The organism is Spiroplasma corruscae (genome assembly GCF_002237575.1).
GTDB lineage: Bacteria > Bacillota_I > Bacilli_A > Mycoplasmatales > Mycoplasmataceae > Spiroplasma_A > Spiroplasma_A corruscae.
The window spans coordinates 815,284-839,421 of sequence record NZ_CP022535.1 but is presented as its reverse complement, the minus strand read 5'-3'; the positions used below and the strand labels follow the sequence as shown (position 1 = coordinate 839,421).

Genomic DNA, 24,138 nt, shown 5'->3' with positions numbered 1-24,138 from the left:
TTAGTACTATTTTTTCCTGTTGATTGTTTGTTATAAAATCATTTATCATTCTAATATAAAATTCTTTTTAATTAAATTTTACACACTTAATATAACTTTTATAATATAATTATAAATAAGAAAAGTGGGGAAATATGAAAAAATTATTAGCAACATTTACAATGTTTATTATATTAATAGTAAATATATTTACTTGAAACTTAAAAAGTACTCAATATAAAAATGAGTTTCAAAATTTGTATACTTATAAAGATTCACTCAATCAATTAACAAATAGCAAATATGATTTAAACTCATACTTGTGAGGAGGATTGTCATTACAATATTTCTTATATAAACATTCTGATATTACAAAAAATGATGAAGCAAATGTATTATGAAATAAGCTTAAGGGTAATCAAAATTTATCACAAGAATATTATTATATGTCTTTAATGTCATCATTAATTACAATATCAATTTATGGTATGACATCATATCAAGAGTTCTTTGCAGAGTCATATACAAAATGAACTTCTACAAATGATGAAGCTAAAAATAAGTCTTGAGAATTAGTTAATTATTATTTTTTAAATATTTATCCTGTGTTAAAAAATACAATAAGTGGTTATATTAATAATGACAAAATGATGAAAGTAATAGACGAAGATTTTGAAAAAGATACAAGTAAAGCTCTTATATATGAAACTAATAAACAAACAAAAGAAATGAAAGCAACTGATCTTAATTATGACACTGATGATCAAGTTGGGTTTTCAAACAACAAAGAAAATACAAGATATCCATACGCATCAAATGCACTTTATTTAGCATATTTATCATCAGTTAATAATGGTAACTTGTCTTTTAATTATGGTAATAGTTATATAACTAGTTCAGAATCTTTAAAATTTTATTATAATTCAATAAATAGCGATGACTTTGCTAAACTGACAGTTTTTATGAATGATACATATACTAAGGCATCAAACGAATCAATAACTAATTATAATAATTTAATTAGTTCAAATGAAAAAAAGTTTCAAGATTTTAGTGATATGAACAGTTATTTTCTAGAACATACTTCAAGTAAAACAACTAAAAAAGGTGCTAATATCTTTTTAGAAGATTCTATTAATGATATGGCTAATTATTATAGTTGAAGTGATTCAAGAAAAGAAAAGTTTAAAAAACAATTTTTAGATCTTATTAATGCAACTTTATCAATTACAAATCTGTATAGTTTAAACGAAACAAATAAAGAAGCATTTACTTATAATATAATATCAATTATATTTTCTCCTGATACAGATATTGTTGATCAATCTGGTAAAAATACTGGTGTAATGGGTTACACAAGTATGGCAGGAAACTTAGAAAGTTCAAACGAAGATGCGCTAGGTGTTTATTTTTCATATATTGTATATAACGGAGAAGCATTTAATCTTGATACAAAAAATGGAATTGATTCTGCAAAACAAGAGTATGTAAATAATTGATGATCTTCTGCTAACATATTTACAACACTTAACCATGAAATGGGTCATGCTGTTGATTCTTTTTTAGGAGAAAACAATAATATATACAAAAGTATGAATTCTGCTTATAACTCTCTAATTAATCAATACCCAATTGCAGAAGGTAGCAAACCTCTATATAAGGGTAAAGTATTTGGATTCGATGGTAATACTTATGAAAATGATTTTGATGGCAATAAAATAATTTTCATTGTACTTGGTGTTGCAGTTGGTATCTCTATTATAATAGGTGTTACAGCAGTATTGATTTCAAAACGCAAAACAAATCTCAAAACTCCAAAGTAATTAAAATAAAAAAAAATTGCATAAGCAATTTTTTTATTTAGTAATTTAATAAATATTTTTTTAATTCTCAATTAGTAACTTCTGTTTTATAGTCATCTCATTCCTTTTGGTTGTAATTAATATATTCATTAAATAAATTCTCTCCTATAAAACTTTTTATAAATGGAGAATTTTTAAAATAGGTCAGTGCTTCATTAAGGTCAACTGGTAAGTTGTCAACTCCTAGTCTTTCTCTTTCTTCTTTTGAAAGTTTAAAAATATTAAGTTTTAATGGTTTATAACTTTTAACTTTATTTATTATACCATCTATACCAGCCATTAATATAGCACTAATAGCTAAGTATGGATTACAACTTGAATCTACAGACCTAACCTCAGCCCTTTTAGCTTTTTTATTTGCAGTAGGTATTCTAATCATTGTTGATCTATTTGCATCACTTCAAGCAATATAACAAGGAGCCTCAAACCCTGGGACAAGTCTTTTAAAAGAATTTATGGTAGGGTTAGTTAATAATGATATTTCTTTTGCATTTTTTAATACTCCATTGATAAAATAAATTGCTAACTCACTAAGTTTATTAGTAGATTTATCATCATAAAATAAGTTATTATTTTTATCATCAGATATTGAACAGTTTACATGCATACCATTACCATTTATACCTTTAATTGGTTTTGGCATAAAGGTTGCATACATATTGTGTTTTTTACCAATACTTTTTACCAATACTTTAAATGTCTGTAATTTATCACAAGTATCAAGTGCATCGGAGAATTCAAAATTTACTTCATGTTGTGAGTTAGATACTTCATGATGTGAAACCTCCATTTTAAAGTTTAATTTTTGTAGTTCGAGCATAATTTCTCTTCTAACATGATATGAATGATCTAATGAAGGTGTATCAAAGTATTGACTGTTATCAGTATGTTCTAATATTGGATTATTATCATCATCCATTTTAAATAAAAAGAACTCAGGTTCAAGACCAACATTAAAGTTATAACCTATTTTTAGCTCTCTCATTTTTTTAATACTATTTTTTAGTATACTTCTTGGATCACATTCAAAATGTTCTTTGTTTGAAGTATAAACATCACACAAAAGTCTTCCAACTTTATAATCATTTGTTGTTTCTAACTCTAATATTAATCAAGTATTTAGATCTGGGTATAGATACATATCAGTATCTTCGATTTTTGCAAATCCTTTAACAGATGAACCATCAAATATCACTTCATTATTTAATGCCTTATCAATATTTGTAACTGGTATTTCTACGCTTTTTAACATTCCAAGCATATCTGTAAATTGTAGTTTAATAAATCTTACATTTTCCTTTTTAATAATTGTTATAATCTCTTCTTTGGTCATTATTATTCTCTCCATTTAAAATTATTATATATAAAATATAGTAGTTTATATTATGAATATAAATTATAAAATACTAATAAAATTTATAAGTATAATTATTTATTTTTTAAATATTAAATAAAAAAATACCTAAAGGTATTTTTATAATTTATCTATTTTTAAGTCTAAATTGTGTTTTCCGCCAAGCATATAGTCGTCAATGTAATTGTAAAGAAGTTTACCTACATATTGATGTACATATCTTGTTGGATGTACTTGATCTATAAAAAAGTATGAATCAATATCATCATCTTCATGTCCATTAACTGGTTTATTTTCTTGTATTAATGATTTACCATTATTCTGCTCTGTTGTTGTATCATATCCATAATTATTAAATGTGTTCAAGTCTTTATCAAATGTACTTTTGTATAAACTGCTATAATCCTTAATTATTGAATTAAAATTATTATACAAGTCATACATAAATACTGATTTGCTATATTTTGATTTAAAACTTTTATATAGTTTTAAACCTTCATTATAAAATAAATTATCTATATCCTTATGAATAGTTTCTGAAACCATTGGCGCAATTTTTGACATGTCAGTAATATTACCATTTTTATCAAGTTCACCACCCTTGATTGTTGGTATGTATCTCATATCAGGGGAGTTCATAAATAGGATGTTAGCACCTGTATTAGTTAGATTAACAAAAACTTTATTAAGATTGTTAGAGAAATCATCTAATACCTTTTTCATTTTAGATTTATCAGTAAAATAATATGATACCGCATCTAAGAAATCATTTCCTCCAATTTCAAAGAATACTAAATCTTTATTTGTTAATTTATGTTGGCTAATTAAAGCTTCTGATTGTGATAATAAATCAGCTTTCATAGGAACACTTCTTATTCCTGATGAACCATATGATAGAGTAATGTCGCTAGAAGCTCTACCACCACCAACAGCATAATTATGACCTTTTTCAGAACTGTCGTCATTCATTAATTTTCCAGCAGGTCTCATTGGACTACCTAATCCTAGATATTGATTAATCCATTCAACAGCTGGTAACCCATTACTAAAAGAAGGATATTTATTGTCAAAATATGCTGATTTAAAACTTCCGCTAAAATCATATGTAAATTTATCTTGGCCATTTTTATTGTCGATTATTGATTGTGCAATATTTTTATAACCACCAGCATCACTTAAACTATCACCTAATACATAAAAATTTTCAATTTTGTCAAGAACAACTTTTGTATCATTATCACCATTAGTATTTCCATCACCATTAGTATTTCCATCACCATTAGTATTTCCATCACCATTATTGTTTGATGGTTGATTAAATCCGTCACATGATACTACTGAGATTGATACATTTGTAATTAAAACCAAATTTGCTAAAATTGTAATTATTTTCTTCATATTTCCACCTTATTTTACTAATGTTATCAAAAATTGTTATTTTTTAAAGTATATTTTCTTACTATAAAAGAGTTTTTTAATTACTAAAAATCAAATTAGAATTATAATTAAATAAAATTAGCCAGTATTATATGTTATAATATATTTGCTATGTTAAGAGTATTTGATATTAAAAAATTATATAATATATCTATATATATTATAGGGGGTTAATTTTGAAAAAAATACTTTTACTAATAAGTTCTTTCATGTCGTTTTTATTTCCTACAATAATTACATCATACGTTTCTTCTTGTCAGTCTTATTTAACTTATTTGCCAGACCTTACTTATAATAATTCTGATGGTGAATTTGAAGTTACTAATTATCTAACTAGTAACGATGTTGTACTATCTGAAAATTTTGTTGATAATAGTTTTGAGTTGCCTTTAAGTATAACTAAAGATGGAAAACTATCAAAAGATTACCTAGATGTTGAAAACTATATTGAAAATAATGAGATGGGTAAATTTATCTATCAAGGTTTTGAAGGTAATCAAATATTATCTAGTATTGAAGTAGATGAAAATGCATTCTCTAATAAATTAATTAATATATTTGCAGAACTAAGACAATTAAAATATAATGTTGATTCTGAAAATTATACCGGGTATACATACATTATTAGTTTAAAAGGATTCAAAAATGACTCTGTGTATACATTGTTTGTGTATAGAGTAGATCTTTCATCATACTATGAAGGTTCTATTAAGGTGTTTAAAACTCAAAACACTAAAGTATATAAAAAAGCTGTTCACATAAGATTACAAAAGCAATAAAACTAATTTTAAAGTTTGTTGATAATGCTATATTTATTCAATATTCATATTAATAATAATATTTATATGAGTTAAAACGAGTTTTGTTAATCAACTTGAAATATTATCTAGATTCAGTTGCGATACATTTTAGTTTATATCTGTTTATCTATCACCAATTTCATTATCATTTAGATTTTAATAACTTTATTTTAATATTATTTAAGGCATTAGTTTTAATATGAGTTTATATGTAAACAACTACAATAATAATAATGTAAATAAGAGTTACAATAATTCACAATATAATAACATTACAAATAATAAATAATAAAAAAAGATAGATTCAGATGACATAAATATGTCATTTTTTTGATAATTATGTCAATTGATAGTATTATTTATTAAGAAAGTTGATAATATTATGATAATTTATAAGGCTAATAAAAAGAATTTTTTAAGTGATGTACTAAGCGGAGAGATATCAAATATATTAAATAAAAAAATTAAATCATTAATGAATAGAACTACGGCAAGTAATGAAATTTACAGTTGAAATAATTCATTGAAAGATATGTATATGGTTTTATCTGATAATCAAATTAGCGATGACATTGGCATTGCGCTTGAATATAATTTACCCAATACTTCTAAAAGAATTGATTTTATAATAACTGGAAGGAATTCTTTTTCAGAAGAGGTTATGCTTATTATTGAACTTAAACAGTGAGAAAAGTGTACAAAAGTAGAAAATCAAGATATGATAGTAAATACTTTCATAAATAAAAGAGAAAGAAACACAACACATCCTTCATATCAAGCTTTTAGTTATGGTCTTTTATTAAAGGATTTTTCAGAGGTTGTTTACACATCTAGTGACCAAATAAAAATAAATACATGTGCTTATTTGCATAATTATGATATTGATAAATACCCAGATATTTTATGAGAAGGTTATTCAAAGTTTATCGAACTTGCTCCATTATTTTTTAAAAAAGATACTATAAAATTAAGAAATTATATAAAAGAATTAATTTTAGTAGGTGATAATTGTAATTTAATTGAAAAAATTGATAATGGTAAAATTAAACCTGGTAAGTCAATACAAAACTTTGTTAAGGAAATAATTGATGGTAACGATGATTTTGCCTTAATTGATGATCAAAAAATTGTTTTTGAAACATTAATCTCTTATATAAGAAAATCTTATAGCGATAATAGAAAAAGAGTAGTGATTATACCCGGTGGTCCTGGAACTGGTAAAACCTTAATTGCTTTGAGATTGTTGTCAAAATGTTTACAATATGGCTATAATTCAATTTTTGTTTCAAAAAATTTAAATTTAAGAAATGTATATACAAAGAAAATATCAGATAATAAAAATATTGATAAATTTGCTACTGCAAGACTGACAAACCTTTTTAAAGGAACAGGTATATTTACATCTCTTAAAAAAAATAATTATGATGCTTGCATTGTTGATGAAGCCCACCGTCTAATTCTTAAATCTCAATACTCTAAAATAACTGATGGTTATAATAACCAAATAAAAGAAATAATTTGCGAGTCATTAGTTTCAGTTTTTTTTGTTGACGAGAGACAAGCGGTAACCACAAAAGATATTGGAAGTATTGAGAATATAAAAAAGTTTGCATTAGAAGAAGGAATAAGTATTAATAATATATATCAACTTGATGAACTTAAAAGCCAATTTAGAACATCAGGTGCTGATGAGTATATTGATTTTATTAATAACATTTTATATGATGATAAAATATCTTTAGATAATAGTTTTCTAAGTAGATATGATTTTAAAGTTTTTGATGACCCTCAAGATATGTTTGATGCAATAGTTAAAAAGAATACTAAAAATAACGCAAGATGTGTCGCTGGTTATTGTTGAGAGTGAAATTCACAAAAAGATAATACAAAATATGATATAGTTATTGATAATTTTAAAAAGCAATGAAATTTTAAAAATGATAATTATTGGATTATAAACCCCGATTCTATTAATCAAGTAGGATGTATTCACACGTGTCAAGGTCTAGAGTTAGAATATTGTGGAGTAATTATTGGTGATGATTTATATTATGATAACATTGTAAAATCAAATTTTTTTGCTAGAGCAAAATCTGATAAATCATTACTGGGTTTAAAAAAAATGTGAAAAGAAGATAAAATTAAGGCTGAAGAAACTGCAGATACCTTAATTAAAAATGCCTATAAAGTACTTTTAACAAGAGGTTTAAAAGGAACATATATTTATTGTACAGATAAAAAACTATCTAATTTTTTTAAATCAAAAATAGTACAATAATATTTGTAAAAAGGAGTAATTATGAGTAATACAAATAAAAATGAAATGAACAATGTTGCTTATAAACTAATGATTATAAGTACAGTATTTTTAGGTTTTTTTATAATACCATTAGCATGAATGATACCAATGACAATTGCCACAAAATCTAGAATAACAGAAAAAAAAGATTCAATATCATTAGGAATCTGCTGTATACTTTTTTGTGGAACATTAGGTTTGGTTGCAGGTATCTTATTGTTAATTGAAAATTCTAATTAGTAATTTAATGTATAAAAAAAACTATTTTAAAAGAAATAATCCTACACTATAAAGATGTGTAGGATTTTTTTTGATTTATGCCTTTTCTTTTGTGCTTTCAAAACAACTAATTAAAATATCTTTAAATCTATTATTTAATAATTTATCATGACCAGCTTGAGTCGGGCCTCCTGGAACGATTATTTGCTTAATCAAATCATCTAAGTTTTTATTTCCTGATAAAGCTTCAGTAGCAGATGCCACAATAGTTTTTAAAATAAATTCATTAGATACCTCTTCCTTATAATTATTATCTAGCGCGAATTCTTTAAATGCTTTAATAAATTCATAAATAAATGCAGGTGCAGATCCAGTTAAAGAAACAAAACTTGAAAACTGAGATTCTTCTAATTTGTAAGTGGTTCCAAATAGATTTAATAGACTAATTGATATGTCTATTAGTTTTTTGTTATTACCATAGTATGCATAACCTGTTGTTGAACAGTTATTTTTAGCATTCATATTTGGCATAATTCTAAGTATATTAATATCTTTAGTAAAATGTTCTTTTATTTTATTAATACTATATGCATTTAACATTGATACAATTATTTTATTTTCTTCATTTTCTAAATTAATATTATTTAATATTAAATCAGCATCACTTGGTTTAAAACCTAAAAAAATAATACTGAAATTATGTTTATTAATTTCGTTTAGGCCTTTAATAAAGTTACAATCATATTTTTCAGCAAGAATTTTAGATTTATTTAAATTTCTATTTAATATATGTATTTGAAATAACTCTCGGTTTATATTCTTTGATAGTGAACATAGTATAGCCTCACCCATATGTCCTGTACCAATTATTAATATTTTATTCATATTAACTCCTTATTTATTTTTTAGATATTCTAAACAAGCTTTATTAGCCATATTAAATAAATTATCTAATGAAGAATTTTTCATACTTAATGCCATAACAGTTCCAAGGTGTGTATCTCCGGCACCAGTAGTATCAGTAAAATTATTATTTTCATAACTTTTATAATAGTTAATTTTACTTTCTTTGTAGTTATAAAATAAACATCCATTTTTTCCTAAGGTAATTATTATATCATTATTATTTATTTCTTTAATTAATTCAATACATTTCTCCAAATCATCTGTATTACAATAATCAATTGCTTCTTTTCTATTCATATGAATAATAGGTTTAATAAGTTTAAATCTTTCTAAATAGTTTTTAGTTATTTTATTAAAAATTGGTGTCGCATTAAAAAATATTTGTTTTTTATTATTTGCTTCTAAAAAATCTATTAAGTATTTCGAATCATCAGATAATAATTTATAACCATCAAAATATATATAACTATATTCTTCTGAAATTATTGTATTAAATCAACTTTGCTTAATTGTATTTTCGATACCAGATTTAGTTACAAATGTTCTTTCACCATTTGGTTCCACTAATGTTATACAAAATCCATTATCACCATCACTTACATTTATGATGGATTTTAAACCGAGTTTATTAATTTCTTTGTTAATTTTCTCAGCATACTCGCCAACTCCAACTGGAGTAAATAGATCAAACTCAACACTATTGTTTTTTAATGTTAACGCAACATTAAAAGCGCACCCTCCGATGTAATTATTATAATTATCAGTTCTAACCTGACCACCACTACTTGGTATATAATCTACCTTAAAATTCATCTCATACAATATTGATCCAATTAATAATGCCTTCATTTATTTTTTTCCTATTAAATCTAATTATAATGTATTATTTAGATATAAAGGAATAATATATATATAAAATTAATAATATATATAAAAGAAGGAATTATGAAAAAATTAGCTATATTACTGACAAGTATTAATGTATTTACTATACCACCTTTATTGGTAACTTCTTGTTCTTCTTACAAAATTAAAAATTTATCAGAAGTGAATCAAAAAGATTTAGGAGATATAGTAGGAACTGGCACAGTTCCAACACTAAAGGAGTTAATATATTTTATAAATAAGTTTAATACTAATTTATATTTATTTGATACTGATGTTGATTTAATAAACAATGAAAAGGAAAGTTTATTAGTAACAGCTACTTTAGTAGCTAAAGAGAATAGTAGGTTTAATGGTACATTAGTAGTTAATTATAATTATAAAAAAAGAATAACCAATATTAACTTAAAAATAATAGAAAAAATATTTGAGGGAGTTGATATTGGAAAATTCTTAAGACCTAACATGTTTAATTTAAACTACCTTATGGGTAAGAATATTAATTATGGAAATAATTTATTAGACTTATTAACTTTTATGAATGCTGTTAATGATAAATTAGAAACTTTTGGAATTCAAATGAGCCCTAATGGTTTAGCGAGTGTTTGTGATATCAAATATACTATTGTAAATGATCAAAGTGCTAAACTTAATTTAAATGTAATATCTGGAAAAGAAAATAGCATTGATGGATATTGAATCGAAGGTAGTGCATTAATAAATATAAAAAAACAAAAAGAATCAAATAAGTTGATTAAAAAAATATCATCGTTATCAAGTTATGCAGGTAATATTGATAAGGATTTATTTCTTAAAGAGTTTGTTAAAACTAATAAAGATATAGATATAAATCAAATTACTATAAAAAGTTTTGATAATACGGCTAAAACATGTGTTGTTAATTTTGCATTAAATGCAGATTATGATAATGATGATATTAATTGTACTTGATAGATATTAGATTATTAAATTAATTTCAATTCTTTTATACTAATAATATGCTAAAATACCCTTATTAAGAAGAAAGATGGTATTTATGATTCCTGATAAAAATTGTAGAATTGGTTGTATATTAAATATAGTATTTTCATCACTTGCTATTATTTTTAATTTATTCCTTTTAGTATTTAATATAATGAATTTAAACTCATCGATTCCGACTGTCAAGACAAAAGAAGTAGAATGAGTTTATAAAATTGTTATTATTTTTACTATTGTATATAATGTTTTAACAGTATTGTTTTTAATACCAACAATTATCTTAACTACTTTCGTTTTGAATGGTAAATTAAAATCACATTTAATCCCTGCTATTTTTGGTATCATTTTTGGATATGCTGTAGGTGGAATAGTTATGTTATGTGGAAAATATAATTTTAAAACAGAAAAAATTGATGATAATTCAGATGAAACTAGTAATATTAGTTTAAGTAATAATTAAAATTTAAAGAATATTTTTTAAAATCTTTATGGATTAAAATATTCTTTTTTTATAGTTATAAAAGTGTTGTTAAAATAATTAAAGTTTATATAATATTTTATATAAGAGGTTTATATGACAAGAGAAAATTTAGAAAAACTAATTGATAGAGAATATAAGAATGATGTAAACTTCATAAATTGTATGATTAAACTTAAGAAACTTGCCAAATATAAAGCAAAATTTGGTTATACATCATTAGGATTATTTATTTCAACAATTGTATTATCAATTTTAAGTTTCCTTTCAGGTTTCTTATTTGGTGAAACAGCATTTAAAATGGTTATTTTCATAACTTTTGCTATGGGTGTTTCAACAATAGTAATGTTTTTACTATTTATAAATATCTGTTCATCAAAAAGGGGCATTTTTAAATATTATGAAAAAGTAGCCAAATATTATTTATCAGAAGATAAGTTGTCACGAATATATGTTGAACTATTCGAAGATTCATATTTAGCCACTACTGTTACTGATATAGAATTTAAGGTTAATAATCATATAATTGAATATTATAAAAACCTAGAAAATTTTTATGAAACTAGATTTAATAAGAAAATGAATTCCGTAAATAATCTTGTTTTTAAATTCAAAGGAAAAAGAGCATTATTTTTTACAAATAATCCATATTTAACAATTATAAGTAACGGCAAAAGTTCCACTACTTATTACACAACAATAGGGGAGTTTTATTTAAAAAATGAAAAATTTGACTCAGCATATAATAATATTAAAATAATTCCTGGAACTAAGCACGATATTAATTACCAAACAGAGTCTATTACATTTAATGATAAGTATGATATTAATATTAAAGATAATGATATAAGAGCACCAATGTTTTTAACACCAAAATTAATTGATAGATTAACAAAAATTAAAATAAGTAAGTATTTTAAAGAATTTGGCATTAAAAAAAATTTTTATGTATTTCATGAATCTACAAGTTCATATATTATGGACTCACCATTAGGAGTGATTGACTTTTCAAGTATAAAAAGTTATCAAGACTTTAAAGATAAAGCGGTAATAAAAATAACAAGAGATTTTTATTTATTAAGTAGATCTATTCAATATGTAGATTGTGTTTATTAAATTATTTTTGTAAAATAATTATATAATATTATTGAAAAGAGGATTGAATTAATATGAAAAAATTAAATGGATTATGTAAATCTGGGGCTATCGTAACTATTGTATTAAGTAGTATTGGGGCACTTGTATCAATATCAAATTTAATTAGCTTAATCGCATTAAATGGGAGATTAGAAAGTCTAAAAAATAATAATACCTACTATTATGATCAAGATGAATATAATGCTGTAGTTTTTTCGTTAAAATTTCTAAGTGTAGTATTACCAATCGCATTAGTTTTATGTGTATTAAATATTATTTTATGCTCAATATTATTATCAGGAAGACTAAAAATAAGAATACTTGCTGGAGTATTAGGTTTATTTACTTCTTGTTTAGTAGGGGGTATCCTAATATTGTGTGGAAAAGAAGCTGATAAAATTGATGATAGTGTTACTCCAATAACTGATGGAGCATTTGTCACTGATTCTAAAATTGATAGTGAAACACCAAATCTAGATTTTTAATAAATTTGTATTTATTTCTTAAAAACTTTTGGTAGTGTGAATCTTTATATAAAAAAACCTTTTATTACTTTAAAGTAATAAAAGGTTTTTGTTTTTTAGTATAAGTTATAAAATTCTTTATTTTCATTATTGTATGATTTAATATCAACCACTACCCAGTGTGGATTGTTAACATCGTTACTTATATTTTGTCATACTAAGTTATATTTATGGTTAACAGTCTTATAATTTTCACCTTTACCATCATATTTTATTAAATCATCATCAGTTAGGTTGTATTGTTTCTTACCAAGAACTTCTCCTGAAGTTTTTGTAGTATCTACTTTACTTTTTAAGTCATCATTACTTAAATAACTTTCTTGATATTTTAATATTGTCTGATAAGGATTAAAATTCTCTGGTACATCAACTTTTTTAGTTTGTTGATCTGCATTTGAGTCAGCATCACCAACTCCATTATATTCAAGTGTGAATTCCATTTTTGCATTTAATTCTGATGGATCTGTTGATGTGACTTTTACATTTGATGTTTTTCAATATTTTTCATCATAAATATATTGAAGTGCGTTTTCATGAACTTCTTTCATTGCACCATTAACAGCATCTTTTAACACAGAAAATAAATTATCTAGTTCTTTAACACCGTCAATGCTTTGGTTTGTTATTAAATTGTAAGCATTATACATATAAGAATCTTCAGTATATTTTTTATTTGTTGAGTCATAACCAAGAGACTTAATTAACTTCAATTTTTGAGTTCTTGATAAATCAGCAAGACCAATATCTTTATATTGATTTTTTAAAGTAGATAATAATTCTTTTGTATCATTATTTGCTAATTTATTATATACATTGCTTATTAAACTTAATAAATTAACTCCACCATCTCCATTTTTGCCAATAACATTTTTTCAAGCGTCTAATCCCATACCATTAATTGAAAAACTAAAGAAACTTAATCCATCAATAATAATTTTGTATGAATTATAAAAAGTATTATTTTTATCTAAGAAAACTTTATTAGTAAATTCTAGTTTTTCCTCATCGGTGTTTAATTTATTTTGAACAACTTGTAGTTGTTTTAAAAAACTAGATACATTTTGTAAATTATCTAATTGATCTTTGTTTGTATCATCATCATTATTGTTATAAATACTTGTAATAGAAATTTTATTAGTGTCGGGACTAAGCAAATCTAAAGCATCATTTAAGGGTTTTCTTACATTGATTAATTTATCAAAAATATTTTGATCAAAACCTTTACTAATCAAATAGTCTTTCATATCGCTATTTTTTTGTATGCCATTAATTACATCCATGGCATTATAGATCAATCCATAAGCAACATATTGCATAATCAATTCGGTTTGATTTGCTTTTTTAGTTAAAATTGGTGTCATAAAGTTTATAAAATTTAATAATGACTCAGAACCAAAGTCAGATTCAGTTATACTACTTTTTAAACTTGAAATATTATTAATATACCCATTTATGTTTTGCTCACCAGCTGTATTGGATAATAATGATCCAATTTTATTAAACTTCATACCATTTACTTCTGAAGAATATTTATCTTCACTATCTTTTGTATTTCTTGATTTATAGTTTAAGTCTTCTGGAAGTTTACTTATAACTTTATTATTTTTGATTTTATTTGCATTGTAAGCGCCTTTACCATTAGAAACTATTGAATTATAGTATAAATAACCAGAACCGTTTGTTCCACCCTTAGAATCGCTTGAAGCACTTTTTGGACTTGAAGTACCGTTTGTGTCACCAGGGAATGCTCCATCATAACCTTTATCTAATAAGTAATTTGTTAATGCACCAGTATCTTGAATTCCTCAGGCTAGATTTCTTCTATTCTCATCTGATGATAATTTATAATTTTTATTAAAACCAGCTAATATTCCAAGTTCATTATCACTTGATTTATTAAAACCTGTTCCACCAGTTGTGTTAAATGAATCTTCAAAATTACCTTTTTGTGCAATGTTTGTATAAAAATTATCATCATACATACCCATTACATAACTTGCGAAAACTCCTGAATAGTTATCATTATTAATTTTTTCAAGTGATGGTGCTAATAAAGATTTGTATTTATTTAAAGATGTAGAAAAGTTTATATCATTGTCATTATATTTATACGTAACTGGCATTTTTAATGCAGTAGGGGTTGGTGTTAAATACATTGATAGTATTTCATTAAGGTTATAGTTTAAATTTTCATGCTTACTAGCAATTATTAGTTTAGACATCATCTCAGCACCAGACTTCATCTGATTTTGTAAATCTGTTAGATCTTTAATTGGTTCATCTTGACCATTATTTTTATTTCCACAACTTACAACTGTAGTTACTGGTGTACTTAAAAATGTTAAAGATACTAAAATTTTAATTAATTTTTTCATTTATTTTTCCTCCTATTTTTTTATTATTTGTATAATAAAAAAATTATGGAGTGACACTTCATTTATTATAAGTATTTAATCTAATTAGATTAAATGCAACTTTATTTTTAAATAATATTTTATATGTCTTAAATAAAGTTTTATAAATTACTGTTATTGTTTTTTTACATATATTTTCTGTTGAAAATAAAAATAATGTTAGTAATAATATAAGTTTTTTTCATATTATATTCAATATAAATAAATTTATTAAATAAATTTTATGTAGCCAAGTAACAATTATTTTATAAGAATTTATATAAAGGGCAAAAAAATTAAATATTAAAAAAATAACTGATAGTGCAAAATTATTTAGAATAAAGTTATTTTTTATTGATTTAAAATATAATTTATTATTTTTAATATAATTTTTTAATTCAGTTACTTTAAATTGATTAGATAAATTGATTATATTTTTAATTTTTATACCAATGATTAATGAAATTGTAAAAACAATTATTGTAAATATTAATAAATTTATTATTAATAAATTAATTTTTCTTTCTTTAAAATTAATTTTTCTAATTGCTATAACAAAAGATGATATTAATATTATTAAATCTAAATACGTAGTTAATTTACTTAAATAGATATTATCTAATAAGAAGATTAAAAGGTTGAATACAATAAAAATTAAAAAACCTGGAATAATGATTTCTTTTGCAGTGATTAATTGTTTTAAAGATAAATCATTTTTCTTCATATATTTATTATACACATAATATATATTATGTAAAAGTACCAGTTAATCCAAAAAAAGTAATTTAAATGAATTTTGAATGAATTTTAATGTATAATAAAAGTAACGAAAAGGTGTATCAATGGAATTAGCAATTGAAATAATAGGTTGATTTGGTTTTACAACTAGTTTTACTATGTTGTTACCACAAGTAGTAAAAGTAATTAAAACTAGAAACACAAAGTCTTTATCATTAATTATGTTTTTATTAACATTTTTGAACGCATTATTATGATTTGTATATGGTTTATTAACTAATAGTATGCAACTATACATAGCAAACTCGTGTGCTATGCTTGCCAGTTTAATAATAATTATTTACATTATTTTAAACATATTAAAGGCAAAGAATAGAAAAGGTAAAGAACAAGAAAAATTAGACTCAAAAAAAAGTAAGTAAGATATATTACAACTATTTTATTTTTAATATACAATAAGTGTTAATATCTAATTAGGTTATATAATTTATATAAAGATTATTGATTTAGTAAATTACTCTATTTTAATAACTTACTTGTATTTTATTTAACCCGATTAGGAGGATTAAATGGAAGGTTTTATTTTTGAGTGCCCTGAGTGTGGTCACCATATAACTGAACAAGATTTTAAGAATAAAGAACAAATATTATCTAAATTAAAGACTATATTTGACCAACATAAAGATTCATATATAAAGATATTAAAAAAAGAACTAACATCAGATTTTGAAAAAAGTTTTAATGAAAAATTAGAAAAACAATTAGCATTAAAAGAAAATGAATTTAATAAATTAAAGCAAGAAGAACTTGATAAATTAAAAGATGTTATAAATAAACAAATATTACAATTGAATAAAAATGAATCAGAGCTTACAAGATTATTATCAGAAAAAGAAACTGAGATAAGCAAAATTAAACAAAAAGAAATTGATGCATTAAAAGAAGCGATAATAAATTTAAATATCACTGTTGAAAAAAACAAAATTGAATCAGAAAAACTTTTGGCTGAAAAAGAAAATCAATTTAATATTTCAAAACAAATAGAAATTAAACAATTAAATGATCTTATTAATAAACAAAACATAGAAATAAGTAATAATAAAGCTAATTTAGAATCAATAATAGCTCAAAAAGAAAATGAAATATATCAAGAAAAACAAAAAGAAATTGATGCATTAAGAGAATCAATAGCTAAATTAAATAATGTAATAGAAAGTAATAAGTTAGAATTAAATAAGGTTATTGCCGAAAAAGAAAATGAGTTTAATAAAGCTAAACAATTAGAGTTAGATAAACTAAATGAACTTATTAATAAACAAAACATAGAAATAAGTAATAATAAAGCTAATTTAGAAAATTTATTATCAGAAAAAGAGAAACAATTATTAGTAAAAAATGAACAAGTTATAGTTGAATATGAAGATAAAATAAAAACATACTTAAACCAAATTAAAGATTTGGAAGTTGCAAATGCAACTAATAAGGTAATTCAAAATAAAACAAAAGGTGAAAATTTTGAACATGATGTATATGGGGAGTTATTAAAAGTATTCGAGGATGATAGAGTAACTAAAATTACCTCACAAGACAAAAAAGCTGATTACCTACAAGAAGTCTTTTTAGATACTAAAGTTATTGGAAAAATAGTTTATGAAGTTAAAAATGCTGAATGAAGTAATGCTTGAGAAAAAAAACTAATAGAAGATATGGCTAAACAAGGTTCTAAATATGGAATCATTGTAGCAACTTCATTTAATAAAAAGTATCCTGGAATACCTTTTAAAAAATCAGATATTAATCAAAATATTTATTTATGTGATGCTGATAGTTTCATTTTTATTGGACAAATAATAAGATCAATCATTAAGATCGAAAATAAATTTGAAAATCAAAGATCAATAACAAACTATGATGAAAAAATTAAAGAATATAACCAATGAAAAGAAGTACAACTACCAAAACTATTAAAAATATTTGAAGATAGTTTTGAAAGAATAAAAGAAAATGAATCAAGTATAATTAAAAGAGTTGATGATATTAGGATAGCTAGAGAAAAAATGCAAAATAATGCATTACATAACATTAGAGAATATATTGATAATTTGATATTCTAAAACAGTTAAAGGAATTATGATGATAAAATGAAATATGATAGTAAGTTTATAAGACATAAAACTAATAGTTCCTTAAGGCAAATAAAAAATTATATTGAGAAAAACTTATTAAGTAAAGAAATAATTAATAATAAATTGGAAATGGATGACTTAGAATTATCTGAATTATATAAAATTAAATTTTTAAAACAAATGGGTTTTACATTAGAAGAACTAAAGATTATTAAAGATAATTTAGATGATAATACTTTAAATTCTTTGTTCATTATATTTGTTGATAAAGAAAAAAAACTATTAACTAACTTAGAAAATAATCTACATAATTATTTATTAAATAATTATGTAGAAGTAAATAGAGACACTTTTGGATATTTTAGTTCAGAAACTTTGTTCAAAGGTATAATGTATGAATTATATGATTTAAGAAAACAATGATATGAGAATGAAGAAACTAAACATTTTATCAAGAAATTAAGAAAAAACTTATATATTTCATTATCATTATTTATTAAAGAAAATTCTTTTGATTCTTTATATGATAATTTCAAAATATTAAATAATTTTTTAAAATCATCATTAGAAAATTATAGTATTATATATTTCATATGTTTAATCAAATGGTGAACGATAGAACCAAGATATATTAAACAAATTAAAAATAAGCTTGGTTTTAACTATGGCCCAGAATTGTTCTTAAAATCAATAGAATTTATATGTAAAACTAATTAGTATTATCATTATGATAATACTTTTTTTATATTGTATTTACATCTGGATAATATTTAAATAAAGAAGTAAGGAGGAACTAATATGAAAATAAAAATTTTTGCACCTTGTGATGGTAGCGCTACTTCACTGCAAGACCTTAAGGATGGTGTATTTTCAGAAAAGTTACTTGGAGATGGAATTGTATTTTATCCAAAAAGTAGTGATTTCTTTTCTGTTATGCAAGAAGGAACCTTATTACAAATTTTTGAAACAAAACATGCTTATTTCTTTAAAGATAAAGAATTTGAAAATAGTATATTAATGCATATTGGATTAGATACTGTTAAGTTAAAGGGTAAACCCTTTAGCATAGTTGCTAAGGAAAAAGAAGAAATAAATAAAAATAGTTTAATAGTTAAGGTTGATATTGATTATATTAAAAATGAGAATATCAGTATTGCTACACCGATTACAGTTAGTGGTGATTATGAATATAGTATAGAAAACATTACTATTGGTGATGTAAAAAAGGGAGAATGCTTATTTGAAATAAATTATGAAATTAAAGATATTGTAAAAGATAAAGAAAGTAATATAGCTGAATTTAAATCAAAGTATTTATTAGCTGCAGAACAGTTTATAAAAGATATTGGAGGTCAAGGTAATTATAAAGATGCTTATAATTGTATGACAAGACTTAGATTATCAATTATAGATAAAGAATTAGTTAATATTAAATCAATTGAAAAAAATAAATTAGTAAAAGGTGTTGTTTGAAATGGATTTGAACTACAAATCATTATTGGTGGTGAATGTTACAAAGTAAAAGATGAAATATTAAATTTAAGAGCAAAACAAAGTGGCACACCAGAAATTAATAGTGAAAAATTAAGACCTTCTTTGTCAAAAATATTTCTAGGTATTATAACAGGAATAATGGCACCAAACGTACCTATAATCCTAGCATCTGGGATATTATCTGCTGTATATGCATTGTTTGCTTCTTTAGGACTAGTAGAAGACTCTGCAAATATGAATATGTTATCAGCAATTATGAAAATCATGAGTAAAACTGGTATTTTGTTAGTAGGTATATTCTTTTGTATGAATACAGTTAAATATTTTGGAGGAAATATCTTATTAGGAGCTTTACTAGGATTATTGCTTGTATCAAGATTTTATTATCAAACGGGTGTTTCTGATCCAGAGTTATATAAATTTGGTACATATATACAAGATAGTACTTATAAAGTTTCTGGTTGGTATATGTTTAATATTGGAGATTATCCTATCATAATACGATCTTATGAAGGTTCAATACTACCGTTTATATTTGTAGGATTCATTTCAGTTTATATAGATAAATGAATAAAAACTTGAATGCCTTCAACAGTTGATGTAGTTTTTAGATATCCTTTGGTTATTATATTAACAATAACTCCAACTTTATTTCTATTAGGTCCAATGTTATCATTGGTTGAAATTGGTATGGCAAAGTTAATTGGATTTATTGAAAATTGACCTTTAGGTATTGGCGTAGGAATATTTGCATTCATAATACAACCATTAGTATTTTGTGGAATACATGTTGCAGTATATGTTACTTTACAAGCGCCTTTAATTGCACAAACTGGTTCAAGCTTGATTCTACCAGGAGGTCAAGCAGCTGTTTGAGGACAAATAGGGGCTGCAATTGGTGTATTGATAATGACAAAAAATAAAAACCTTAAAACTATAATTATTGGAACGTTACCAAGTGCAGCATTTGGAATAACAGAAACCATTTTATATGGAGTTAACATTCCTAAGGGCAGACCATTTATTATTGGTTGTGCAGCAGGGGCTGTTGGTGGCGTTGTAATGGGAACACTTGGAGTAAGGTTACAGAGATTAGTTGGAGATGGTATTTTATATCCAATGGGTCTAAATGGAATTGATCAATTATGATTTTTGATTGGTTCATTAGTTAGTTTAATAGCTGGAATATTATTAACAATATTTCTTTATAAAGAAAGACTCAATGAATATAAGTATTCAAAAAAAATATCTTCTAAGTTAAGAAGTTTCTTAATTAAATATTTTCCACAAGTAAAAGTAGATAATAAAGAAAAATTAGAAACTTTAAATAAAGAGTTTTTAAATAGTAAAAAAGAATTTTTAGACTATGAAAAATACTTACAAAAACTAACAAATATTGAGAGTAAGATATTAAAAGTTGAACAAAAAGAAGAGAATGCAAAGAAAAAATTATATAAGAAAATTAAACAATTAGAGAATAAAACGAATGAGTTTGCAAAAACTAAAAAAGATCAGTATGTAAATATCTATAATAATTATTCTTTAGATAGTGAAAAACTAAAACTTAGTTTATTAAAAACTGATTTGGTTAATGAAAATAGTTATGTAATAAATTCTTATAATACTAAAACTAAAAGTCTAGAAAAATCTGTCGATAATTTTTTAACAAACCTTGAAAAAGATTATAGAACTAAATATATAAATAATTTTAAAGGTGGATACTGAAATGCTATTCACACAGTTGACATTTCATATGGATATGAAGATATTAAAGTATTTGGTCTTAATAAAAAAGAAAAAAAAGATTTAACTAGTTTAATGATAAAAGGAGATAAATAATGAAAAAATATAAATTCCCAAATAACTTTATGTTAGGTGGAGCAGCAGCGGCTAGTCAATATGAAGGTGCATATTTGCAAGATGGAAAATCAATGTGTATTGCGGATTATAAACCTTATAACCCAAAACTTAATCGTAAAGACTCAAATGTAAATTGATTAGAGATGACTAAACAACAATATGAAGAAGCTAAAAATAGTAGTGGTAAAATATTTCCTTTTAGATGAGGCATAGATTTCTATAATAGATATGAGGAAGATTTAGAGTATTTTAAATCAGTTGGTTTAAATACATTTAGAACTTCAATAGCATGAAGTAGAATAATTCCTAAAAGTGATGGTGTTGTTAATTATGTAGCAATTGAGCATTATAAAAAAATATTTAATTGCGCTAAAAAAAATAACATTAGATTAGTAATAACGCTATGTCATTATGATTATCCAATTTGATTGCTAGAAGAATTTAATGGATTTTTAAATAAAAAATCAATTGAAAAGTTCGTACATTATGCAGAAGTTGTTTTAAGAGAGTTTGATGAATTTACAGATTATTGAATAGGTTTTAATGAAATAAACTTAACAACACATGCTGGTTTTACTGGGGCTGGTTTTTTAATGGATGAAAAAGATCCAAAAAGATTAGAAAAACTTTATACAGCAGTTCATAACCAATTTATAGCACAAGCATTGACAGTTAAGCTTGCTAAGGAAATTAACCCTAATAATAAACTAGGTTCAATGAATGCGGCTTCTCAAACTTATCCAAGTACATCAAATCCAGTAGATTCACTTGCTAACTTAAAGTTCACGCAAATACATAATTGATACTTCTATGATGTAATAGCTAATGGAGAATATCCAAATTATATCCTTAATTACTTTAGAGATATGAATATAGACTTAGATATTACAAATGAGGACAAAGAAATCTTAAAAAAATATACTGTCGATTATCTAACTTTTTCATATTATGCTTCTTCTGTAAATGCTTTTGATAAGGAATCAAAAATGAATTATGGAGTAAAACACGGTTTAAAAAATAAGTATTTAAAAGAGACTGCTTGGGGATGGCAAATTGATCCTGTTGGTTTAAGAATTGTAATGAATGATTTATTTTTCAAATATAAAAAACCTCTTATGATTGTTGAAAATGGGATTGGTGTTGATGAGAAATGAGACCTTGACAATAATATATTAAACGATGACTATAGAATAAGTTATTTAAAAGAACATCTCAAAAATATGTTATTAGCAATTCACGTTGATGGTGTCGATTGCATTGGTTATACAACTTGAACTGCTATTGATTTAGTAAGTATGTCATCTAAAGAGATGTCAAAAAGATATGGACTAATATATGTTGATATTGACGACTTTGGAAAAGGTAGTGGTGATAGAAGAATTAAAGAATCTGGCAAATGATTTAATGAAGTTTCATTAAGTAATGGAAAAAAACTATGAGAATAGTTTTTTTTAACAAAAATCAGATATCAACATATTAGTTATTTTTAATAATATTGTGTAAAATAATAGAGAAATGAGGTATTTATGTTAACAACAATCTCAAGTGCATTGATTGATGTACTTAAGTCTTGAGGTATGTGATCTGCCATTATTGCAACCATTGCAGTAATTATATTGGGTTACATACTTGCTAACAAAAAAGTATTTAAACAAGAATGAGAAAAAGTAATGATAAAAATTGTAATGGTAGTTGGTTTACCGGCTTTGGCATTAAAAGGATTCTTATCAGATGCAGATTTAGAAAAAGTTAAAACAGAACTTGTTGTTTTATTGGTTGGGTTTGCTTTTTATACAATTATGATTTTTACTTCAAAGCTTTATTTTTTAAAGTATGAAAAAGATGTTCAAGATACTTTAGCAATGTGCATTGCACTAGCGTCAACAACATTTTTTGGAATACCAATTGTGCAAGCGATTTATGAAAATAGTACAAATACAGCAAATATATTTAATATACCTTATAGAGTATTTTTATACTCACTTGCATTTATTATTATGAGCAAAAAACCACTTACAAAAACAGTTAAAAAAGATAAGAATGAGTTAACAGTAGAAGAAAAAATAGAGTCTAGAAATATTAGGAAAAAAACTCTTAAAAATATTTTTGTAAACCCAATATTAATAGCAACAATAATAGGATTTATAATTTGAATAACTCAACTCATACCGGGTATTAATGTAGTTAATTACGGAAGTAAATATTTTTCACCATTAAGAATTGATTTATTATTTCCACCAGTAAATAAAATATTAACTACATTGCAAGCAATTTGTACTCCGCTTGCTTGACTAGCTATTGGTATGACAATGAATAAAGGAAATTTAAGAGAAGCGTTTAAGGATAAGACTTTATGATATGCATCATTTTTGAAAGTAATAGTCGCACCAGTAATTATTATGTTATTAATAGTTGGTGTTGCAAGTATTGGACACTATACAGGAAGCTTTAAATTTAATATTGTAAGTTTAACTGCTATGGTTATTATGACAGCAGCTCCACCAGCAAATGTTGTTGTCGCTTATTCAATTTCATATGATAAAGCCCCTAATATTGCAAGTAATCTAACTACTTTATCAACCTTATTATCAATTGTTACATTACCACTATGAATTATTGTTATTACAGCAGTTGGTGCATTACCAATGTTTACTAATGGAGGATAA

The 24,138-nt window shown here is 24.0% G+C and carries 20 protein-coding genes; 14 read left to right on the top strand and 6 right to left on the bottom strand.

Annotation, left to right across the window (positions count from 1 at the left end; genetic code table 4):
• Positions 1-134 precede the first annotated feature (134 nt).
• Positions 135-1,802 carry a hypothetical protein gene (locus tag SCORR_RS03665; RefSeq protein WP_094049259.1) on the top strand — a complete coding sequence of 556 codons (1,668 nt, stop codon included), beginning with the start codon at positions 135-137 and terminating at the stop codon, positions 1,800-1,802.
• A gap of 37 nt (positions 1,803-1,839) precedes the next feature.
• Here the strand turns inward: SCORR_RS03665 and SCORR_RS03660 are convergent, their stop codons facing one another.
• Entirely contained in the window at positions 1,840-3,174 is a 1,335-nt protein-coding gene (locus SCORR_RS03660) for a glutamine synthetase family protein (RefSeq protein ID WP_211279174.1), read from the bottom strand.
• A gap of 141 nt (positions 3,175-3,315) precedes the next feature.
• Positions 3,316-4,593: an SGNH/GDSL hydrolase family protein gene (locus tag SCORR_RS03655; RefSeq protein ID WP_094049255.1), complete on the bottom strand. Its 1,278-nt coding sequence runs from the start codon at positions 4,591-4,593 to the stop codon at positions 3,316-3,318.
• 215 nt (positions 4,594-4,808) lie between these two features.
• On the opposite strand from SCORR_RS03655, the gene SCORR_RS03650 reads away from it, so the two are divergent.
• From SCORR_RS03650 to SCORR_RS03640, 3 genes are all read left to right on the top strand, one after another.
• Positions 4,809-5,411: a hypothetical protein gene (locus SCORR_RS03650; RefSeq protein WP_094049253.1), complete on the top strand. Its 603-nt coding sequence runs from the start codon at positions 4,809-4,811 to the stop codon at positions 5,409-5,411.
• Positions 5,412-5,814: 403 nt separating this feature from the next.
• Entirely contained in the window at positions 5,815-7,710 is a 1,896-nt protein-coding gene (locus tag SCORR_RS03645) for a DUF2075 domain-containing protein (protein WP_094049251.1), read from the top strand.
• Between the two features lie 21 nt (positions 7,711-7,731).
• Positions 7,732-7,971 (top strand): hypothetical protein, encoded by a 240-nt coding sequence (locus tag SCORR_RS03640; protein WP_094049249.1) that lies wholly within the window; start codon positions 7,732-7,734, stop codon positions 7,969-7,971.
• A gap of 75 nt (positions 7,972-8,046) precedes the next feature.
• Here SCORR_RS03640 and SCORR_RS03635 read toward each other — a convergent pair whose 3' ends face one another.
• The gene (locus SCORR_RS03635) at positions 8,047-8,835 is read right to left on the bottom strand and encodes a pyrroline-5-carboxylate reductase family protein (protein WP_094049247.1); all 789 of its coding nucleotides are present in this window, start codon (positions 8,833-8,835) and stop codon (positions 8,047-8,049) included.
• Positions 8,836-8,844: 9 nt separating this feature from the next.
• Entirely contained in the window at positions 8,845-9,705 is an 861-nt protein-coding gene (locus SCORR_RS03630; protein ID WP_094049245.1) for a PfkB family carbohydrate kinase, read from the bottom strand.
• Positions 9,706-9,801: 96 nt separating this feature from the next.
• On the opposite strand from SCORR_RS03630, the gene SCORR_RS03625 reads away from it, so the two are divergent.
• The 4 genes from SCORR_RS03625 (at position 9,802) to SCORR_RS03610 (ending at position 12,822) form a co-directional block, all read left to right on the top strand.
• Positions 9,802-10,695 carry a hypothetical protein gene (locus tag SCORR_RS03625; RefSeq protein WP_094049243.1) on the top strand — a complete coding sequence of 298 codons (894 nt, stop codon included), beginning with the start codon at positions 9,802-9,804 and terminating at the stop codon, positions 10,693-10,695.
• A gap of 82 nt (positions 10,696-10,777) precedes the next feature.
• The gene (locus SCORR_RS03620) at positions 10,778-11,182 is read left to right on the top strand and encodes a hypothetical protein (protein WP_094049240.1); all 405 of its coding nucleotides are present in this window, start codon (positions 10,778-10,780) and stop codon (positions 11,180-11,182) included.
• Positions 11,183-11,296: 114 nt separating this feature from the next.
• On the top strand, positions 11,297-12,316 hold the full coding sequence (locus SCORR_RS03615) for a hypothetical protein (RefSeq protein ID WP_094049238.1): 1,020 nt from the start codon (positions 11,297-11,299) through the stop codon (positions 12,314-12,316).
• Positions 12,317-12,369: 53 nt separating this feature from the next.
• Positions 12,370-12,822 (top strand): hypothetical protein, encoded by a 453-nt coding sequence (locus SCORR_RS03610; protein ID WP_094049236.1) that lies wholly within the window; start codon positions 12,370-12,372, stop codon positions 12,820-12,822.
• Positions 12,823-12,917: 95 nt separating this feature from the next.
• Here SCORR_RS03610 and SCORR_RS03605 read toward each other — a convergent pair whose 3' ends face one another.
• Positions 12,918-15,236 (bottom strand): Vmc-like lipoprotein signal peptide domain-containing protein, encoded by a 2,319-nt coding sequence (locus tag SCORR_RS03605; RefSeq protein WP_094049234.1) that lies wholly within the window; start codon positions 15,234-15,236, stop codon positions 12,918-12,920.
• A 43-nt stretch (positions 15,237-15,279) separates the two neighbouring features.
• The gene (locus SCORR_RS03600) at positions 15,280-15,978 is read right to left on the bottom strand and encodes a hypothetical protein (protein WP_094049232.1); all 699 of its coding nucleotides are present in this window, start codon (positions 15,976-15,978) and stop codon (positions 15,280-15,282) included.
• Positions 15,979-16,096: 118 nt separating this feature from the next.
• Between SCORR_RS03600 and SCORR_RS03595 the strand changes: the two genes are divergently transcribed.
• The 6 genes from SCORR_RS03595 to SCORR_RS03570 all read left to right on the top strand — a co-directional run bounded on the left by SCORR_RS03595 (position 16,097) and on the right by SCORR_RS03570 (position 24,138).
• Positions 16,097-16,414, top strand: coding sequence for a SemiSWEET family sugar transporter (locus tag SCORR_RS03595; RefSeq protein WP_094049230.1), 318 nt, complete (start codon positions 16,097-16,099; stop codon positions 16,412-16,414).
• Positions 16,415-16,561: 147 nt separating this feature from the next.
• Positions 16,562-18,106 carry a DUF2130 domain-containing protein gene (locus tag SCORR_RS03590; RefSeq protein WP_094049228.1) on the top strand — a complete coding sequence of 515 codons (1,545 nt, stop codon included), beginning with the start codon at positions 16,562-16,564 and terminating at the stop codon, positions 18,104-18,106.
• Positions 18,107-18,133: 27 nt separating this feature from the next.
• A complete protein-coding gene (locus SCORR_RS03585) occupies positions 18,134-18,835 on the top strand; it encodes a MerR family transcriptional regulator (protein WP_094049226.1) in 702 nt (233 codons plus the stop codon).
• 81 nt (positions 18,836-18,916) lie between these two features.
• Positions 18,917-21,451, top strand: coding sequence for a PTS glucose transporter subunit IIA (locus SCORR_RS03580; RefSeq protein WP_094049224.1), 2,535 nt, complete (start codon positions 18,917-18,919; stop codon positions 21,449-21,451).
• The gene (locus tag SCORR_RS03575) at positions 21,451-22,917 is read left to right on the top strand and encodes a glycoside hydrolase family 1 protein (RefSeq protein WP_094049222.1); all 1,467 of its coding nucleotides are present in this window, start codon (positions 21,451-21,453) and stop codon (positions 22,915-22,917) included. Before SCORR_RS03580 ends, SCORR_RS03575 begins: the two co-directional genes overlap by 1 nt.
• A gap of 81 nt (positions 22,918-22,998) precedes the next feature.
• Positions 22,999-24,138 carry an AEC family transporter gene (locus SCORR_RS03570; RefSeq protein ID WP_094049220.1) on the top strand — a complete coding sequence of 380 codons (1,140 nt, stop codon included), beginning with the start codon at positions 22,999-23,001 and terminating at the stop codon, positions 24,136-24,138.